We start from the raw sequence: 16,852 nt of genomic DNA on the forward strand, positions 1-16,852 counted from the left end.
CCAGGGGAGGCCAGCAAGTGAAATATGCATTGGGTAACAAGCGGGTGGTGTGTGAGGGCAGTGGTCATTTCATTGCCCCGAATGCCGCAGTCATTGGGGATGTGTGCCTGAAGCCACAGTCGAGTGTTTGGTTTTCTGCTGTGATACGGGGCGACGATGAATACATCGAAATTGGCGAGGGCTCCAATATTCAGGACGGTGCCGTGGTTCATGCTGATGCCGGCCAGCCCTGTATCGTCGGTGACAATGTCGTGGTCGGCCACAACGCCATGCTACACGGTTGTGATATCGGCGCCGGTAGCCTGATCGGTATCAATGCCGTTGTGCTCGATGGCGCCAGGCTCGGCAGGGGTTGTCTCATCGCCGCCAATGCGCTGGTCACCTCGGGTACCGAAATTCCGGATGGATCGATGGTGATGGGTTCCCCCGCGAAGGTCACCCGGTCGCTCAGCGAAAAGCAGCAGGCCATGCTGCTTGAAGGCGCAAAGCACTACGTGATTAATGCGGCTGCATTCTCTGAAACGCTGGAGGAGATGGATGACTGAGTCAGTACAATCGCCGTGTATCTCGGTATGTCTGCTCAACGAAGACGATGTGTGCACCGGTTGTTATCGAACCAGTGATGAAATCGTGGACTGGTTCATGGCGGACGACACCCGGAAGCATGAAATAATAAAAGCCTGCGCCGAGCGGCGTGACCTCGCCAATCCTATCAAGCTGCTGTAGGCCGCACTGAGCGGATATCCTCGTCATTGGGGGTGATGCGCAGCCTTGAAATCAGGTTGCCATCGATGGCCACTACCTCGATGACATAACCGGGTATTTGTACCGCCACCGGGCCACAGGGAAATGTTTCGAGGGCTTCAAGCGCCAGTCCGCTCAGGGTTTTGGGTCCATCCGTCGGTAGGTCCCACTCCTGTTGTCGATTCAGTTCGCGGATACTGATAGTCCCGGTGCACACCGTGCCGCCGCCCTTGAGGGCGATGACCTCCTCCTGCTCTTCGATCAGGTTGGAGGTGAACTCGCCCACGATTTCTTCGAGAATATCTTCCAGGGTGGCCAGTCCCATGACGTCACCATACTCGTCAACCACGATTCCCAGGCGCAGCTTCTTCTGTTGAAACTGGAGCAATTGCGTGTGCAGTGGAGTGTTTTCCGGAATGAAATAAGGGGCCTGAATTTCCACCATTAGCGCGTCGCGATTCAGCCCGTCGCCGTCGAGGACCCGGCTGAGCTTGCGCAGGTGTAGCACGCCCTTGATGTCATTAATGTCTTCATTCCAGACCGGGACCAGGGTATGGGTGCTGTGCTGCAGTTGATCGAGGATGGTGGCATCGTCATCATTGAGGTCGATGCCAAAGACTTCATTGCGCGGCACCATAATATCGTCGACCGTTACCTCCTCAAGGTCGAGAATATTGACGAGCATGCGTTGGTGACGCCTCGGTATCATTGATCCAGATTCGGTCACAATCGTGCGCAGTTCCTCTTGTGACAGCGCCTCGCTGTCGGTTGCGTCGGGCTTGAAGCCCATTAACCGAAGAATTCCATTGGTGATGCTATTGATTGCAGCGACGAGGGGAAGGAATAGTTGCAGCAGTGGAAGCAGTACCAAACTGAAGGGGAAGGCGACGCGCTCAGGGTGAAGCGCTGCGATGGTCTTGGGCGTAATTTCAGCAAAGATCAATATGACGATCGTGAGCAAGACGGTCGCAATGGCAATCCCGGCGTCGCCATATAGGCGTATGGCGATAACGGTTGCGATGGCGGACGCCATGATATTGACAAGATTGTTTCCGATGAGGATCAGCCCGATCAGTCGGTCCGGTCGATCAAGCAACTTGCTGGCGCGACGTGCACCACGGTGTCCCTGACCACGCAAATGCTTCAGCCGATAGCGATTCAAGGCCATCATGCTGGTTTCCGAGCTGGAGAAGAAGCCCGACATTAGAATCAGGACCGCGAGCGCGGCGAACAGAAGTCCGATGGGGGTGTCGTTCAAGAGTGGCTATAGCCTGCTTTGGAGGATCCACCGATGGTGGAGAAAAACGCCCGTGGATACAAGTCGATATGTTCTGTCAGGCGGCGCCCAGAAGTAGCTCGGAAACCAGCTTCGAGCCAAAAAATCCCAGCGCCAGTAGGCCAAACGCCAGCAGCACCAGGTTTATCGCGGTATTGATCCGCCAGCCCTGGCGCACGTGCACGGCGACAGTCACCAGAAGAATCAGCCAACCGATGGTGGTGAGTACCGTTTTGTGGACCAGCTTTTGCCCGAGCAGGTCATCGACGAAAAACGCCCCCGACGCAATGGCGAGTGTCAGCAGAATAAAGCCCAGGGTAATCAGTTCGTAGAGCATCGACTCCATTCGCTGGAGCGGTGGCAGAATTCGAATTAGGTCTTTTGTTCGATGCTGACGCAATCGATTGGACTGGACCCTGACGATTACCGCCTGGACGGTGGCCAGTGAGATCACGGCGTAGGCAATCAACGATAGCGATACATGTATCAAAACGCCGTGGCTGAGTCCGGCGAGAGGTGTCCCACTGGCCGGAGAAAACGTGCTCACCATGACGGCCAACGCAGAAAATGGGAAGATGACAATGACCAGCATGTGTAGTGGCCGGAACAGCAATATGATCAGATTGACCAATGACATCGTGACGAAGGCCAATGACGCGACCTGATAAAACCCAAAGGTGACGGTTCCCGCCTGGCCTGCGATTATCTCTACACCCAGGTGTATTGTGAGTGCCAAAAGTCCGAGCACCACGACGCCCTGGTTGGGTTTGTCCGAGGCGCGCTCCACTTGCAGCAATTGTCGAGCGCCGGCGGCGAGGTAAAGCACCGCCGCCAGAATGGCTAGGGCCGAAATCAGCAGGCTGTTGGCGTCGTTCACTTAGCGGTATCCGGTCATTGGGTCAAAAGTCTGAGCATCGTATACTACGCGCTCACGACCACTTTGTGATCACTTCTCTGACAGGTAGAGGTTTCATGTTTGAAGGATTGAGTCAGCGGCTTTCTGCCAGCTTGAAGGCGATGGCGGGAAAATCGCGCCTTACGGAAGATAATATCCGGGATACGCTCCGGGAAGTGCGTATGGCACTGCTTGAGGCAGACGTCGCGCTATCGGTGGTGAAAGAATTTACCGAAGCGGTGAAGCAGCGAGCCGTCGGGGCTGAAGTTGCGCAGAGCCTGACGCCGGGGCAGGCGTTCCTGAAAGTGGTGCAGAGCGAGCTTGAGGCGACCATGGGGTCAACCAATGAGAGCCTCAATCTCAATACCCAGCCTCCGGCTGTGGTCATGGTGGCCGGGCTCCAGGGTGCGGGTAAGACCACCTCGGTCGCCAAGCTGGCCCGGCATCTCATTGAGCGCGAAAAGAAAAAAGTGACGGTGGTCAGTGCTGACGTGTATCGACCCGCCGCGATAAAACAGCTCGAAACCCTGGCGAACGAGGTCGGCGCCCGATTTGAGCCGTCCGAGGAGCACGAGCAACCGGTGGCGATCGTTCAGCGCGCGCTGGCGCAGGCGAAAATCCAGTTCAGCGACGTACTTCTCGTGGACACGGCGGGCCGTCTGGCCATCGACGAAGCCATGATGAGCGAGATCAAGGCGTTGCATAGTGCGATTAATCCCATCGAAACCTTATTTGTGGTCGATGCCATGACCGGGCAGGACGCCGCCAATACCGCAAACGCCTTCGGCGCCGCATTGCCGCTGACCGGGGTCATCCTGACCAAGGTGGACGCGGATACTCGAGGCGGAGCGGCGCTTTCAGTGCGTGCGATTACCGGAAAGCCTATTAAATTTCTGGGTGTCGGCGAGAAGACGGAAGCGCTGGACCCCTTCCACCCGGACCGACTCGCATCGCGGATTCTCGGTATGGGAGACATGCTCTCCCTGATCGAGGAAGCGGAGCGCACGGTTGACAAGAAGAAAGCGCAGCGGCTGGCGAACAAGGTGCAAAAAGGGGGTCGTTTTGACCTCGAGGATTTCCGCGACCAGCTTCATCAGATGCGCAATATGGGTGGCATCGGCAGCATGCTGGACAAAATGCCGGGTATGGGTGGTATGGCCCAGATGGCCGAGCAGAAGCTCGATACCAAGCAGTTCGACCGTATGGAAGCCATGATCAACTCCATGACGCCGGTAGAGCGCCGCAAGCCGGACCTCATCGTCGGTTCCCGCAAACGTCGGATCACCAACGGATCGGGAACCCAGGTTCAGGACCTCAACCGCTTGCTCAAGCAGCACAAGCAAATGCAGAAGATGATGAAAAAGATGAAGGGCGGCGGGATGAAGAAGATGATGCGCGGCCTGGGGGGGATGATGCCGCCGGGGGGCGGTGGGCTTCCTCCGGGTGGATTTCCCCCGAAAATGTAACGGTTTTGCCACCTTTTCATAGCCGCATCTTTGCTGTACCATCCGCCCCCTTGCAATTCCGGCTGGTGGGCAGCTGCCCAACGATCGGACAAAAAATTACTGAGGAATCAATAACATGGTAGTTATTCGTCTATCACGAAGCGGCGCCAAGAAACGGCCTTTTTACCACGTTACCGTGTCTGACCGTCGGAAATCCCGCGATGGCCGCTTTATCGAGCGTGTGGGCTTTTTTAACCCCATTGCTCGTGGTCAGGAAGAGCGCCTTCGATTGGATCGCGAGGCCATCGAAAGCTGGGTAGCCAAGGGCGCGAAAGTGTCGCCGCGCGTACAGGCGTTGCTCAAAGAGCCCGAGGCCGTTGCTGCCGCTTGAGGTAGCTCATCTGAGGTGGGCGTATGCTAGATCGGCTCACCGTTGCCAGCATTGCTGGCGTTTATGGTATCAAGGGCTGGGTAAAACTTCGGCTCTTTGTTGAAGACCCGGACACCCTGGCGCAGCTTGAGCAGTTGGAAATTAGCCCCCCGGCGAAGGAGCCGGGCGGTCAGGGAACGTCGCGACCCGTCGTCATCGACAGCGTCCGCAAACAGGGTAGAGGCACGGTCGCTCACATCGTCGGGATCGACGATCGGGACAGTGCTGAGGCGCTTCGGCGTTATGAGATTACCGTCCCGCGGGAAGGATTACCCGATCCGGCGGACGGAGAATATTACTGGCATCAGTTGCAAGGTCTTGCGGTGTGGTGCCGCGAGGGTAGCGGTGACGCTGTTTGTGTTGGGCGCGTAGCCTATTTGCTGGAAACCGGTGCCAACGATGTGTTGGTTGTGGCGCCTACCGCGGGAAGTATTGACGATAGCGAGCGTCTGATACCGTTGCTGTTCGATGAGGTTGTAAAAGAGGTCGACCTTGAGCGCCGTGAAATTTGGGTCGACTGGTTTCTCGATGCGTAGACCGGACGCTCGTTAAGATGTTTCGCATGAGCGTTATCTCTGTTTTTCCAGAGATGTTTACGGCGCTGACGAACTGGGGAGTGGTTGGGCGGGCATTTGCTGACAAGCGCTGCGAGCTGACGGTGCACAATCCCCGACAGTTTGCGTTGGATCGCCACGCCACTATCGACGACCGACCTTATGGCGGCGGTCCTGGGATGGTGATGCAGGCGCCGGTGCTGGATGCGGCGCTGGAGCAGGCGAAGCATTTGGTTGGCGAAGCAGCGCCGGTGGTGGCGTTGTCTCCCCAGGGAGAGGTGTTGAGTGATGCCCTCGCGAGGGAGTTAGCCGGCGGTCCGGGACTGGTGCTGGTGGCCGGTCGCTACGAAGGCATGGACGAGCGGTTTATAGAACGCTCGGTCGATCGGGAGGTGTCCATTGGCGACTTTGTCGTCAGTGGTGGCGAACTTCCGGCAATGGTGTTAATGGACGCCGTTGTGCGGCTTCTGCCGGGTGTGTTGGGTCATGCGGACTCGGCGGCGGAAGATTCGTTTGCCGAGGGACTGCTGGATTTCCCGCATTATACCCGTCCAGAGATGTATGACGGGCATGCGGTGCCCGCAGTGCTGCTGAGCGGCGATCACCGTCGCATTGCACGGTGGCGACGTCTTCAGGCGCTGTTGCGGACGAGAGAGCGCCGTCCAGACCTGTTTGTGAGGCATTCTCACAGTGACGAGGATCTGGAAATCCTGAGACAATGGGACAGTGGCAACAGGGACTGGTAGGCGAAGGCGACCGGTCAGTGAATTGAGAATAGTAGGCAAGCCGACGCCGTAGGGTGAAAGCTGCAGGGTTAACCGCGACGCGAGTCGCCATTGCGTTGAAAGCGCAGGTTTATGGAGAGTGTCATGAGCACCAACAAGATTATTTCTGAGATCAACGCCGAGCAGATGACAAAAGAGATCCCGGAGTTTGCCCCTGGCGATACTGTGGTTTGCCAGGTTCGCGTCAAGGAAGGCAACCGGGAGCGACTTCAGGCGTTTGAGGGCGTGTGCATTGGCAAACGAAACCGAGGCCTTAACTCGGCGTTTACGCTGCGTAAGATCTCTCACGGGGTGGGTGTTGAGCGAACCTTCCAGACCTACAGTCCCCTGTTGGAGGAAATCCAGGTCAAGCGTCGCGGCGATGTGCGTCAGGCCAAGCTCTACTATCTTCGCGAGCTCAGCGGTAAGGCCGCCCGCATCAAGGAAAAGCTGTAGCGCTGAATCTGCCGGGAGGTGGTCGCGCCCGCCGGATACCTCTCCATGCGCTGTAATAGCGAAAACCGCCGTTGTCGATGCAATGGCGGTTTTTGCATTTATAGCCGCGTCAGAGCGATGGTCTTTTCGGGCCGTGTTGAGTCCCCATGAGTGACGGTTACAGCATGGAGATTGATCAATTCATTGACGCGCTGTGGATCGAGCGTGGTCTGAGCGCCAATACACTGGCGGCGTATCGTCGCGATTTGCGCCAGTTTGCCGACTTTCTTGACGAGCGGGGAATAGCCTCGCTCAAAGCGGCCGATGCCGGTGCGCTGCAGGGATTTTTGGCGAGCCGCCTGAAAAGCGGGCATTCCAATCGATCGGCGGCCCGGTTTCTATCGACGCTTCGTGGATTTTATCGTTACCACCTCCGCGAAAACCGGATCGATCGTGATCCCACACAGTTCATTGACAGTCCGCGTTTGGGCCGGTCGCTGCCGAAATCGATTTCGGAGGCTGATGTCGAACGTTTACTGGCGGCGCCAAACGTGGAGGACCCCATCGATTTTCGTGATCGGACGATGCTGGAATTATTGTATGCCTGTGGCTTGCGAGTGACTGAACTCACGGGACTTCAGGTCAGCCAACTCAGTCTTAATCAGGGTGTTGTCAGGGTAGTGGGGAAAGGCGATAAGGAGCGGCTTATACCGATTGGTGAGGAGGCATTGAGTTGGGTTCAGCAATTTCTGGCGGGGCCCCGGCAGGTTTTGTTGAAGGAGCGAATGAGCGAGGTCCTTTTTCCATCCAATCGAGGGGGGCAGATGACTCGCCAGACCTTCTGGTATCGTATTAAACTGCACGCCAAGAGGGCGGGTATTGAAGCCCACCTTTCGCCGCACACATTACGACACGCCTTTGCCACGCATTTGATCAACCATGGCGCTGACTTGCGAGTTGTGCAAATGCTTCTTGGACACAGTGATTTGACTACCACTCAGATTTACACGCATGTTGCGCGGCACCGCATGCAACAGTTGCATGCCCAGCACCATCCGCGCGGCTAAGCCGCTTTGTTTTCGCGACAACGGAATTCACTATGATTTGCACAACGATACGCCTCGCTAAACGGTTGTTTTCACCAAGCCATCGAGCCGCGATGGCGTTTATGTTCCTGGTTTTTGGCAGCGTGGCACACGCCGCGGACCTGTCTGCTCTCAAAGACCAGATCGAACAGGCGCTGACTCGTGACTCCGGTGTGGAGATGAAGGTCACGGCGATTGAGGAAACCCCGGCTTCTGGTCTGGTGAAGGTAACTCTGGAGAATGGCCCCGTGCTCTATGCCACCGAGGACGGTGATCATTTCGTGGTAGGTGATCTCTGGTCACTGGGCGGCAACGGCCTGGTTAACCTCTCGGAGAAATCCCGCTCGGAGGATCGGAAGCGACTCGTCGACGCCATCAGTCCTGAGGATATGATTGTGTTCCCTGCCAAGGGTGAGCGCCGCGCCTATATTACGGTGTTTACGGATACCACCTGCTTCTACTGTCAAAAACTGCATCAGGAGGTTTCGGCATTGAACGATAACGGTATCGAAGTGCGTTACCTGGCTTACCCCAGAGCCGGACTGGATTCTGATGGTGCACGACAGCTGGAGACTGCCTGGTGTTCTTCCGACCGTCGCGCGACGCTAACCGCCCTCAAGAGCGGGGAAACGCGGCCTGAGAAAACCTGTGCCGATGCTCCCATTGCAGAGCAATACCAGCTGGGGGTCGAAATGGGCGTCCGAGGTACACCGGCGATAGTCACCAGTGATGGCGAGCTGATCCCCGGTTACAAGCCTGCCGCCGATATAGCGCTCATGCTGGGCCTGTAGCGCCGTTCGACACATCCACAATACACCGTCCCCAGGAGTTCAACAGCAGGTGAACGAGCACTTCCAGCGTATAGATCGGTTGCCGCCGTATGTGTTCAACATTATTGGTGAGCTGAAAACCGCGGCCCGGGCGCGCGGCGAAGATATTATCGATTTTGGTATGGGCAATCCGGATCAGCCTACGCCACAGCATATTGTCGACAAGCTGTGTGAAACAGTGGGCCGTGGCGATACCCACCGCTATTCACAGTCAAAAGGGATTCCGCGTCTTCGCAAGGCGATTTGTGATTGGTACCAACGTCGCTACGACGTAACGCTGGATCCCGAGGCCGAGGCGATTGTTACGCTGGGGTCAAAAGAGGGTCTGGCGCATTTGGCGCTGGCAACTACCAGTCCTGGTGACGCGATACTGGTGCCCAATCCGTCGTATCCCATACACCCCTATGGCTTCGTCATTTCCGGTGCTGACCTACGTCATGTGCCGATGACCGACGAGGCGACTTTTTTCGACGAACTTGAGGCAGCAATCAGGAACTCGTTCCCCAAACCCAAAATGCTGGTTCTGAATTTTCCGTCCAACCCGACCGGCCACTGCGTGGAGTTAGATTTTTTCGAGAAGGTCATCAGGGTTGCCCGGGAGCAGGGTATTTGGGTGGTGCATGATCTCGCTTATGCGGACCTCTGCTTCGACGGTTATCAGGCGCCGAGTATTCTCCAGGTTGAGGGCGCCCGCGACATTGCCGTGGAGTTCTACACCCTTTCAAAAAGTTACAATATGCCGGGTTGGAGGGTGGGTTTTTGCTGTGGTAACCCGGCTCTCATTGCCGCGCTCACCCGAATAAAATCCTATCTCGATTATGGGGTCTTTACCCCGGTGCAGGTAGCCGCGATTGCAGCTCTTGAGGGAGACCAGCAATGCGTTACCGAGATTTGTGAGCGCTACCGTCGACGCAGAGATGTGCTCTGCAGTGGGCTTAATGAGGCGGGTTGGCCGATAACGCCCCCGAAAGCGACCATGTTTGTCTGGGCGGAAATACCCGAGCCGCTGCGTCATCTGGGATCGGTAGAATTCAGTAAACGCTTGTTGTCTGAGGCGGGTGTCGCGGTATCGCCAGGTGTGGGTTTTGGCGATTATGGTGAGGGTTTTGTGCGTTTTGGTTTGATTGAGAATGAGCATCGTACTCGTCAGGCAATTCGGGGTATCAAGCGGATGCTGCGGTCATATGGCATTGGAAAGAGTGGGGAGAAGCAGTGAGTACGCGGTCAGTCAATGTGGGGATTTGTGGGCTGGGTACTGTTGCCAGCGGCCTGGTCAATATTATCAATCGTCAGTCGGCGCTGTTGCGCGATCGGGCCGACGCCGACCTGCGGCTGGTTCATATAGGCGCGCGTCGCGACAACCCGGTTTGTGATATCTCACCGTATCGGGTGAGCCGCGATATTTTTCAGGTCGTCGATGACCCGGAAGTGGATATTGTTATTGAGCTAATTGGAGGCACTACCGCGGCGAAAGAGCTTGTGGAGCGCGCGCTGCATCAGGGCAAGCACGTTATCACGGCCAACAAGGCGCTTATCGCTGAGCACGGCAACGCGCTATTTGCACTCGCGGAGAGCAAGGGGCTCGCCCTGCGATTCGAAGCGGCGGTCGCCGGTGGTATTCCCATTGTGAAAACGCTGCGTGAAGGATTGGCGGGCAACCAGATTGAGGGCATCACCGGCATTATTAATGGCACGGGAAATTACATTCTCAGCGAAATGGCGTCTGCCGGTCGGTCCTTTGATGAGGTCCTGAAGGAGGCACAGGCGCTCGGCTATGCTGAAGCCGATCCGACCTTCGATATCGATGGCACTGATGCCGCACAAAAACTGGTGATACTCGCATCGATTGCTTTCGGCATTCCTTTGGCGATTGACGCTCCCTTTAAAGAGGGTATCGACAGAGTGGGTGCGGATGATCTTGAGTACGCCCAGGAGCTGGGTTATCGCATTAAGCATCTGGGTATCGCACGGATCGCCGGTGAGAAAATTGACTTGCGTGTGCATCCCACCCTGATTCCCGAGCAAAAATCGATTGCCTCGATCGATGGCGTTCTCAACGCCGTACAGCTCGAGGGTGACGCGGTGGGGGAGGTATTGATGACCGGGGCCGGTGCGGGTGCCGGACCTACCGCTTCCGCTGTGTGCGCCGATCTTATCGATCTCGCCCGCTCGCTGGGTGCGGGTCAGAATTGCGCCATTCCTGCGCTGGGTGTTCCGCTGGCCAAACTCCAGGCGCGCGAACTGCTACCCAGAGAGGCGGTCACTACGCCCTGGTACCTGCGGATTATTGCCAGCGACAAGGCAGGGGTTATGGCAGAGATTACCCAACTGCTGGGCGAGGAGGGTATTAGCATCGAGTCGTTGATACAGAAAGCTCCGGAGCGTGGGGAAACTCACGTACCCATTATTATTCTGACCGATGCAGCGGCGGGCGGCGCCATGCAAAATGCAGTGCTGAGCATTACCGCGCTCGATGCCATTCAGGGTGATATTGTCGCATTGCGAGTCGAGGATTTTGAGGAGCACGGGTCGTGACCATCCGCTATGTGAGTACGCGTGGTGCGGCGCCCTCGCTGGATTTCGAGCAGGTGCTCCTCACCGGGCTGGCGGCAGACGGCGGGCTTTACGTCCCGGATCAGTTGCCAGAGTTTAGCCTCGAGCAGATACGCTCCTGGCGGGAGCTCGATTACCCCAGTCTTGCCCTGGAGATCCTGCAGCCGTTTGTTGAAGGGAGTATTCCGCGAGAGGACTTGAAGACCATTCTTGCGGATACCTACCGTGATTTTCGTCACAGTGCGGTGGCACCTCTGCAGCAACTGGATACCAACCAATGGGTTCTGGAGCTTTTCCACGGGCCTACATTGGCGTTTAAAGATTTTGCACTGCAGCTGCTGGGTAGACTACTGGATTACATGCTCGAGCGACGGCAGCAGAAGATCGTCATTATGGGCGCGACCTCGGGGGATACCGGTTCCGCCGCGATTGAGGGCTGTCGGCGCTGTAAAAATATTGATATTTTTATCCTCCATCCGCACGATGCGGTGTCCGACGTTCAGCGCCGACAAATGACCACGGTCGCTGGGGATAACATCCATAACATCGCGCTTCAGGGTAACTTTGATGACTGTCAGGCGATGGTCAAGTCGAGTTTTGTCGCACCTGACTTTTTGCCTGACGGGCGATCCCTGGTGGCGGTCAACTCGATCAACTGGGCGCGCATCATGGCCCAGATCGTCTATTACTTTTACTCAGCGCTGGCGCTCGGTGGTCCTGACCGCCCGGTTAATTTCTCGGTACCCACGGGGAATTTCGGCGATATTTTTGCCGGTTACCTGGCGCGGCAAATGGGCTTGCCGATTGATCGGCTCGTCATTGCCACCAACCGGAATGATGTACTCCACCAGGTGCTTGAAACCGGCACCTACCGCCGCCTGCCACTTGAGAAGTCCTTGTCGCCGAGTATGGATATTACGGTCTCTTCCAACTTTGAGCGGCTGATGTTTGATATGTACCACCGTGACGGGTCGGTGATAGCCCAACTGATGGATACCTTCGCCAGCGGTGAAATCGAACTGGACGCCTCCGCCATGGCTGAGGCCCGCGGGCTTTTTGCCAGCCACCGAGTATCTGATGCGCTCACGTGCCAGACAATTGCCCGGGTCTGGAGTGACTGCGGGTATCTGCTGGATCCGCACAGCGCAATCGGTGTTGCAGCGGCGGGGGCCTGCGCACTGGGCGACGGCAACCCGATGGTAACGCTGGCGACCGCGCACCCCGCCAAGTTCCCCGACGCGATCAGCGCGGCCGGCGTATTGAGCTCCCCCGAGCTACCTGCGCACCTGGCGGATTTGTTTGAGCGTGAAGAGCGATATACGGTGCTCGAGAACCAGTTGTCCACAGTGCAAACCTTTATGGCGGAACACTGCAGCGCCTGATGCCACCTGAAATCAAGCAGCGCCCCGCCCGGATAACGTCGGCCCTCGCATCATCGGGCCTGTCGCCATTGCTGCAAAGAATCTATGCCGCCAGGGGTATTTCCGATACGCAAGCGCTCGATCTGACGCTGGGTCGGCTTTTGCCGCCTGGTCAGCTCCATCGGGCAGATGAGGCTGCAATGCTGCTCGCTGATGCCATCGAGGGCGAAGCTCGGGTCGTGGTGGTCGGTGATTTCGATGCCGATGGCGCCACCAGCTGTTGTCTGGCCGTCAGCGTACTCAGGGAGATGGGCCTGCAGGAAGTCAGTTACCTGGTTCCCAATCGCTTTGAATATGGATACGGTCTCACGCCGGAAATTGTCGCCATCGCGGCGGAGCGAGCGCCGGACCTGATCATCACGGTCGATAATGGCATCGCCAGCCACGATGGCGTCATGGCGGCTCAAAGCGCCGGTATCAGTGTGCTGGTTACGGATCATCACCTGCCAGGTGATACCTTGCCCCCCGCCGATGTGATCGTCAATCCGAACCAGCCCCGATGCACGTTTCCCAGTAAATCCCTGGCCGGCGTGGGTGTTATGTTTTATGTGCTCACTGCGCTCCGTGCCGAATTGCGTCAGCGCGGGTGGTTTGAGCTTATCGGCAGGGATGCTCCAAATCTGGGTAATGCGCTCGATCTGGTGGCGCTGGGCACCGTAGCGGATGTGGTGCCACTCGACCACAACAACCGCATACTCGTCGATGCCGGACTCAAACGCATCCGCGGCGGTCGGGGCCGGCCGGGCATCGAGGCACTATTTGAAGTGGCGGGCAGGGATTACCGACAAGCCACGAGTGTTGATCTGGGCTTCGTTGCCGGCCCCAGACTCAATGCGGCGGGGCGCCTCGAGGATATGTCGGTGGGTATTGAGTGCCTGCTGGCGACCTCCACGGCGTCCGCGCGACCGCTGGCGCAGCGTTTGCATGACCTGAATCGGGAGCGCAGGGATATCGAGCAGAACATGCAGGATGAAGCGCTCGATCAACTCTCTCATTTTGAACTCAACGAGACCGGACTCCCCTTTGCGCTTTCACTTTATGATCCCGCCTGGCATCAGGGCGTGGTGGGCATACTGGCGTCGCGGATACGTGAGCGTTATCACCGCCCCACGATCGTCTTCGCTGACGCGGGAGAGGGTGAGCTAAAGGGCTCCGGTCGCTCACTGCCGTCGTTGCACATTCGTGATGCGCTGGATCGCGTGGCAACCCAAAACCCGGGTCTGGTGACTCGCTTTGGCGGTCATGCCATGGCGGCTGGGCTCAGCCTTGCCACGAATCGACTGGAGGATTTCCGGCGGGCCTTCGATCACGTGGTCGCGGAGATGCTCGGACATCAGGCGCCCGCCGCCGAGTTCATATCTGACGGGGCATTATCCAGTCCAGAGTTTTGCCTCGAAAATGCGGAGATGCTGGCCGCAGCCGGACCGTGGGGGCAGGGGTTTCCCGAGCCCACCTTTGATGGTCAATTCACGGTTGTAGAGCAACGGCTGGTGGGTGAAAAACACCTCAAGCTGCGTCTTGAGAGCGGTGGCGCTGCACTCGACGCAATAGCGTTTAACGTTGATCTCGGTATCTGGCCAAATCCAGCGACAAACTCGATACAAGCCCTGTACCGGTTGGGAATTAATCAATATCGCGGCGATCGATCGCCCCAGCTGGTGATCAGCGAGCTATGGCCTTTGCACTGAGTGCCGCGTTGCCGACTCGGCTGGCTACCACCCTGACAGTCCAGTAGACTCTGCGCCCCATTCACAGGAATAGCCATCACGATGTTGGAAATTAACCCATTGCTGCTGCAACTCAAGGACATCCGGGAGCGCACCGACGTTCTTAGGGGGTATCTTTGACTATGCCGAGAAAAAAGATCGCTTAGCTGAAGTCGAGCTGGAACTGGCCGAACCGTCGGTTTGGGAAGATGCCGAGCGTGCCCAGGCGCTTGGCCGAGAAAGAGCCTCCCTGGAAAATATTGTTACCACGATAGAAACTCTCGACGCCGGCCACGGTGACGCGGAAGATCTGCTGCAAATGGCGGCCAGCGAGGATGATGAGGAAACCGTTCAGGCGGTGACCGATGATATGGCCAACCTCATGCAGGCGTTGGAGGCTCTGGAGTTCAGGCGCATGTTCTCGGGCGAAATGGACGATGCCAATGCCTTTCTTGACATCCAGGCGGGTTCGGGTGGAACCGAGGCGCAGGATTGGGCAGAGATGCTGCTGCGTATGTATCTGCGATGGGGTGAGAGTCGCGGCTTTAAAACGACCTTGGTAGAAGTCTCTGCTGGCGATGTTGCGGGCATAAAGAGTGCGACTATTCAGTTCGAAGGGGAGTACCCCTTTGGTTGGATTCGAACCGAGACGGGTGTTCACCGATTGGTGCGCAAGTCGCCGTTCGATAGTGGTAACCGGCGACATACCTCCTTTGCGTCAGTCTTCGTATCACCGGAAGTCGATGACAATATCGATATTGAAATCAACCCCGCCGATCTGCGTGTCGACACCTACCGATCCAGTGGCGCCGGTGGCCAGCACGTGAATACCACGGACTCTGCAGTGCGTATTACCCACGTCCCTACCAATGTAGTGGCCAGTTGCCAAACCGAGCGCTCTCAGCACCAGAACAGGGATCGTGCGATGAAACAATTACGGGCAAAACTGTATGAGCTCGAGATCCAAAAACGCAACGCCGAGGCGCAGGCGATGGAAGACAGTAAAGCCGATATTGGCTGGGGTAGTCAGATCCGCTCTTATGTGCTCGATGACTCCAGAATCAAGGACTTGCGTACCGGTGTGGAAACGCATAACACCCAGGCGGTTCTCGATGGTGACCTGGATCAGTTTATTGAGGCTTCGCTGAAGCAGGGTTTGTGAGGAATAACGAGATGAACGACCAGGAAAAACAGGCGCCAGTCGATGAGAACAAGTTGATTGCGGAGCGGCGCAGCAAACTCGCCGCGATCCGTGAAAAGCGAAACCCCTTTCCCAATGACTTCCGCCGCACGGCTCACGCGGGTGATTTGCAGGCTGAGTTTTCTGAAGAGACCAAAGAAGCGCTGGAGTCGGCGAACCGCTCCTTCAAGGTTGCGGGGCGTCTGATCCGGAACCGCGGCGCGTTTCTCCTGATCGAGGAGGGTGGCGATACGATTCAACTCTATGTGAATCGCAAAGGCCTGAGCGAGGAAACCCTTGCGGAGATTAAAGCGTGGGATCTCGGGGATATTGTTTGTGCCGAGGGGCCCCTGCACAAGAGCGGCAAGGGAGACCTGTACATCAACATGGAGACCGCAGGCTTGCTAACCAAGGCGCTGCGTCCGCTGCCCGATAAATACCACGGTCTTGCTGATCAGGAACTGCGTTATCGCCAGCGCTACGTCGATCTGATTGCCAATCCCGAGGTTCGGGATATCTTCCGTGTGCGCTCAGAGACCATTAATTTTATCCGGAGGTTTCTCAACGACCGCGGTTTTATGGAGGTCGAGACCCCCATGATGCATCCGATACCCGGTGGAGCCGCGGCGAAGCCCTTTGTGACGCATCACAATGCCCTCGATATGGATATGTACCTCCGTATCGCACCGGAGCTTTACCTGAAACGACTCACGGTCGGCGGCTTTGAAAAGGTCTATGAAGTCAACCGTAACTTCCGCAATGAGGGGCTATCGACAAGGCATAACCCCGAATTCACCATGCTGGAATATTATTGGGCGTATGCGGATTACCGCGATGCCATGGACATGACCGAGCAGCTGCTGCGGGAGTTGACCCAATCCGTACTGGGTGACACATGTGTCACCTATGGCGAGGAGCAGTTTGACTTTGGTAAACCCTTTGCCCGCATGACCGTGGTGGAGGCGATATTGCATTTCAATCCCGATATCAGCCTCGAGGCAGTTGCGGATCCCGATGCTGCGAGGCGCCTCGCCAGTGATCTGGGTATTGCCCTCAAGCCGAGCTGGGGTTTGGGCAAGGTACAGATCGAAATATTTGAAGCAACGGCCGAGCATCGCTTGCAGCAGCCCACCTTTATCACCGCCTACCCTACCGAGGTGTCACCGCTGGCGCGCCGCAATGACGACGACCCTTTTGTAACCGATCGTTTTGAATTTTTTGTTGGCGGTAGAGAGATTGCCAATGGATTCAGTGAGCTCAATGACGCCGAGGATCAGGCGGAGCGATTCCGCGCACAAGTAGCAGAAAAAGAGGCGGGAGACGAGGAGGCCATGCACTACGATCATGACTATGTTCGTGCGCTCGAGTACGGTATGCCACCGACCGCCGGTGAAGGTATCGGTATTGATCGTCTGGTGATGTTGCTGACCGACTCACCGTCCATCAGGGACGTTTTACTGTTTCCCCATATGCGTCCCGAGTGACCATTTTTTAAAACATGCAAAGCCCTCGCGGTTCGCGTTGGCACAAAGCG

Annotated in this window: 17 protein-coding genes; 15 read left to right on the plus strand and 2 right to left on the minus strand. The window is 57.0% G+C overall.

The genetic code is table 11. The features are described from left to right. Window positions 1-17: 17 nt before the first annotated feature. Both NOR51B_RS09605 and NOR51B_RS09610 read left to right on the plus strand, forming a co-directional pair. Window positions 18-545, plus strand: a complete 528-nt coding sequence (locus NOR51B_RS09605) for a gamma carbonic anhydrase family protein (RefSeq protein WP_009020718.1) — start codon at window positions 18-20, stop codon at window positions 543-545. Then, window positions 538-726 carry a DUF1289 domain-containing protein gene (locus tag NOR51B_RS09610; RefSeq protein WP_040481993.1) on the plus strand — a complete coding sequence of 63 codons (189 nt, stop codon included), beginning with the start codon at window positions 538-540 and terminating at the stop codon, window positions 724-726. Before NOR51B_RS09605 ends, NOR51B_RS09610 begins: the two co-directional genes overlap by 8 nt. Here the strand turns inward: NOR51B_RS09610 and NOR51B_RS09615 are convergent. Together NOR51B_RS09615 and NOR51B_RS09620 are read right to left on the minus strand one after the other, a co-directional pair. Beyond that, complete coding sequence (locus NOR51B_RS09615; protein WP_009021363.1) at window positions 713-2,002, minus strand: HlyC/CorC family transporter; 1,290 nt, start codon at window positions 2,000-2,002, stop codon at window positions 713-715. The genes NOR51B_RS09610 and NOR51B_RS09615 overlap by 14 nt on opposite strands. Window positions 2,003-2,078: 76 nt before the next feature. Further along, window positions 2,079-2,897 (minus strand): cytochrome C assembly family protein, encoded by an 819-nt coding sequence (locus tag NOR51B_RS09620; RefSeq protein WP_009019835.1) that lies wholly within the window; start codon window positions 2,895-2,897, stop codon window positions 2,079-2,081. Between the two features lie 95 nt (window positions 2,898-2,992). On the opposite strand from NOR51B_RS09620, the gene ffh reads away from it, so the two are divergent. The 13 genes from ffh to lysS all read left to right on the plus strand — a co-directional run bounded on the left by ffh (window position 2,993) and on the right by lysS (window position 16,802). After that, a complete protein-coding gene (gene ffh / locus NOR51B_RS09625; RefSeq protein ID WP_009021534.1) occupies window positions 2,993-4,381 on the plus strand; it encodes a signal recognition particle protein in 1,389 nt (462 codons plus the stop codon). A gap of 115 nt (window positions 4,382-4,496) precedes the next feature. Next, window positions 4,497-4,751 carry a 30S ribosomal protein S16 gene (rpsP, locus tag NOR51B_RS09630; RefSeq protein ID WP_040481994.1) on the plus strand — a complete coding sequence of 85 codons (255 nt, stop codon included), beginning with the start codon at window positions 4,497-4,499 and terminating at the stop codon, window positions 4,749-4,751. Window positions 4,752-4,774: 23 nt separating this feature from the next. After that, on the plus strand, window positions 4,775-5,326 hold the full coding sequence (rimM, locus tag NOR51B_RS09635) for a ribosome maturation factor RimM (RefSeq protein ID WP_009021357.1): 552 nt from the start codon (window positions 4,775-4,777) through the stop codon (window positions 5,324-5,326). Between the two features lie 17 nt (window positions 5,327-5,343). Next, on the plus strand, window positions 5,344-6,090 hold the full coding sequence (gene trmD, locus NOR51B_RS09640; protein ID WP_009021322.1) for a tRNA (guanosine(37)-N1)-methyltransferase TrmD: 747 nt from the start codon (window positions 5,344-5,346) through the stop codon (window positions 6,088-6,090). A gap of 123 nt (window positions 6,091-6,213) precedes the next feature. Then, on the plus strand, window positions 6,214-6,564 hold the full coding sequence (gene rplS, locus NOR51B_RS09645; RefSeq protein ID WP_040481995.1) for a 50S ribosomal protein L19: 351 nt from the start codon (window positions 6,214-6,216) through the stop codon (window positions 6,562-6,564). Window positions 6,565-6,710: 146 nt separating this feature from the next. Further along, a complete protein-coding gene (gene xerD, locus NOR51B_RS09650) occupies window positions 6,711-7,610 on the plus strand; it encodes a site-specific tyrosine recombinase XerD (RefSeq protein ID WP_009021477.1) in 900 nt (299 codons plus the stop codon). Window positions 7,611-7,642: 32 nt separating this feature from the next. Further along, a complete protein-coding gene (locus NOR51B_RS09655) occupies window positions 7,643-8,419 on the plus strand; it encodes a thioredoxin fold domain-containing protein (RefSeq protein WP_009019990.1) in 777 nt (258 codons plus the stop codon). Window positions 8,420-8,468: 49 nt separating this feature from the next. Then, a complete protein-coding gene (gene alaC / locus NOR51B_RS09660; RefSeq protein ID WP_009021562.1) occupies window positions 8,469-9,674 on the plus strand; it encodes an alanine transaminase in 1,206 nt (401 codons plus the stop codon). Further along, a complete protein-coding gene (locus tag NOR51B_RS09665) occupies window positions 9,671-10,993 on the plus strand; it encodes a homoserine dehydrogenase (RefSeq protein ID WP_050759454.1) in 1,323 nt (440 codons plus the stop codon). Before alaC ends, NOR51B_RS09665 begins: the two co-directional genes overlap by 4 nt. Window positions 10,994-10,995: 2 nt before the next feature. Further along, entirely contained in the window at window positions 10,996-12,393 is a 1,398-nt protein-coding gene (thrC, locus tag NOR51B_RS09670) for a threonine synthase (protein ID WP_040482513.1), read from the plus strand. Next, on the plus strand, window positions 12,393-14,120 hold the full coding sequence (recJ, locus tag NOR51B_RS09675) for a single-stranded-DNA-specific exonuclease RecJ (RefSeq protein WP_009019224.1): 1,728 nt from the start codon (window positions 12,393-12,395) through the stop codon (window positions 14,118-14,120). Before thrC ends, recJ begins: the two co-directional genes overlap by 1 nt. An 81-nt stretch (window positions 14,121-14,201) precedes the next feature. Then, window positions 14,202-15,300, plus strand: a protein-coding gene (prfB, locus tag NOR51B_RS09680) for a peptide chain release factor 2 (protein ID WP_154647654.1) whose coding sequence is annotated in 2 segments (ribosomal slippage) — window positions 14,202-14,276 and window positions 14,278-15,300 — 1,098 coding nt in all. Because the reading frame shifts where the segments join, the coding sequence is not laid out codon by codon here. 11 nt (window positions 15,301-15,311) lie between these two features. Then, window positions 15,312-16,802 (plus strand): lysine--tRNA ligase, encoded by a 1,491-nt coding sequence (gene lysS / locus NOR51B_RS09685; protein WP_009021395.1) that lies wholly within the window; start codon window positions 15,312-15,314, stop codon window positions 16,800-16,802. Window positions 16,803-16,852: the final 50 nt, after the last annotated feature.

This window comes from Luminiphilus syltensis NOR5-1B (assembly GCF_000158175.1).
In the GTDB taxonomy this organism is placed as follows: domain Bacteria; phylum Pseudomonadota; class Gammaproteobacteria; order Pseudomonadales; family Halieaceae; genus Luminiphilus; species Luminiphilus syltensis.